This window comes from Leptolyngbya sp. FACHB-711, assembly GCF_014695615.1.
Classification (GTDB): domain Bacteria; phylum Cyanobacteriota; class Cyanobacteriia; order Elainellales; family Elainellaceae; genus Leptolyngbya_A.
Genome location: NZ_JACJOR010000003.1, coordinates 1 through 1,873 on the forward strand (window position 1 = coordinate 1; position 1,873 = coordinate 1,873).

Consider the following 1,873-nt stretch of genomic DNA (forward strand, 5'->3'; position numbering starts at 1 on the left):
GCAAATTCCCACGTTTTGCCTGCCCTGATTCGCAAATTTCACGAAGCCAAGCTCAACCATGCTCCCGCTGTCGAAATCTGGGGCACGGGAACTGCCCTGCGCGAGTTTCTGTTTGTTGATGATCTGGCCGATGCTCTGCTGTTTCTGATGCAGCACTATGACGAGCAGGACTTTATCAACGTCGGTACTAGTGAAGAAGTCTCAATCCGGGAACTGGCAATGACGATTCAAGCGATCGTCGGCTATAGAGGCGAACTGCAATTCGACAGTACCAAACCCGACGGCACGCCTCGTAAATTGCTGGACACCACTCGCTTACAGCAGCTTGGCTGGCAGCCCAAGACTTCCCTTAAGGAAGGCATTGAGCAAACCTATAAATGGTTTCAAGCCCATTACGGCAAAGTGAGAGGGCAGGAAGGGTAGGTCGTCCCTTACTCACCTCCTGCTCCTGGCTCGCCCACTTTCCCCGGCGGTATCACTAGCACCTTATCCACCCGGTTTCCGTCCATATCCATCACTTCAAACCGGAAGCCTTCCCACTCAAAATGATCGGATGATTTGGGGATGTGTCCGAGTTGGGTGATGATAAAGCCGCCCATCGTTTGGTAGTTGCCACGATCTTCTCCGGGCAGCTCGTTGATTTCAAACAGTTCCTTCAGTTCGTGGATGGGTAGCATTCCATCAATGAGCCAGGAACCGTCTTCGCGCTGAATGAATTCGGCTTCCTGGGGCTGATCGGCAAAGGGAATATCGCCAATGATGATTTCCATGACGTCATTCAGGGTGACAATGCCCTGGGTGATGCCGTATTCGTCTACCACAAAAGCGATGTGAGTTCCGAGCTGCTTAAATAGTTCCAGGACGCGGGGAGCGCGGGTGCTTTCGGGCACAAATAGGGGCGGACGCAGCAGGGCAGTAAAGTCGATCGGGTGATTGGAGAGACTGCGATTCAAAATATCTGTGACGTAGACCACGCCCAGCACGTTGTCGAGCGAGTCCAGGCAAACGGGGAAGCGATTGTGGTGGCTCTCTATCATCTTGCGGCGATTGATCTCATAAGAGTCATTCATATCCAGCCAGATGATATCCAGGCGCGGCGTCATGATCGCACTCACCTGCCGATCGCCCAGGCTAAACACTCGCTCCACCATGTCTTGCTCAGAGGCTTCAAACGTGCCTGCTTGTGCCCCCTGCCGCAGCAGCACTTTAATTTCTTCTTCAGTGACGAGCGGCTCGCCTTCATTAGGGTTGACCCGCAGTAGCCGCAGCACCAATTCAGTTGAACTTGTGAGCAGGGTGACGATCGGCGAAGCGAGTTTTGCTACCCACTGCATCGGCTGGGCGATCGAGGAGGCAATCTTTTCGGGGCTATGCAGTGCCAGCCGTTTTGGAACCAGTTCGCCCACAATCAACGACAGGTAGGTAATCACCATCACCACCAGCCCAAAGGCGATCGCCTCGCTGTATTGCCCGACGCCAGGAATTTGTGCGATGTATCCGGCAAAACTGCGCGATAGCGTTGCTCCTCCAAATGCACCCGCTAGAATTCCGATCAGGGTAATGCCGACCTGCACCGTGGATAAAAAGCGATTCGGTGAATTTGCGAGAGCCAACGCCGCCCGCGCCTGTCGATCGCCCTGTTCAGCAAGTTCCTGCAAGCGGGCACGACGAGCAGAAACGATCGCCATTTCTGACATCGCAAAAACGCCGTTTGCCAGTATAAGCAGGAGGATGGTCAGGACTTCGAGCAGCATTGTTTCGGGGAAGGAGGGGTGGATGAGTGGCGGGGCAAGTGGGTGAAGCGATGAGGGAATGGGAAGAAGGGGAACGGGAATCGTAGGATGTGTTAGCGCAGCGTAACCGATCGTTTATC

General features: G+C 54.2%; 2 protein-coding genes. One reads left to right on the plus strand and one right to left on the minus strand.

Going from position 1 to position 1,873, the window contains the following annotated elements:
• A partial coding sequence (locus H6F80_RS00015) for an NAD-dependent epimerase/dehydratase family protein (RefSeq protein WP_190789581.1) occupies positions 1-423 on the plus strand: 423 nt, incomplete at its 5' end.
• A gap of 8 nt (positions 424-431) precedes the next feature.
• Here the strand turns inward: H6F80_RS00015 and H6F80_RS00020 are convergent.
• Positions 432-1,754 (minus strand): hemolysin family protein, encoded by a 1,323-nt coding sequence (locus H6F80_RS00020; protein ID WP_190789582.1) that lies wholly within the window; start codon positions 1,752-1,754, stop codon positions 432-434.
• Positions 1,755-1,873 lie beyond the last annotated feature (119 nt).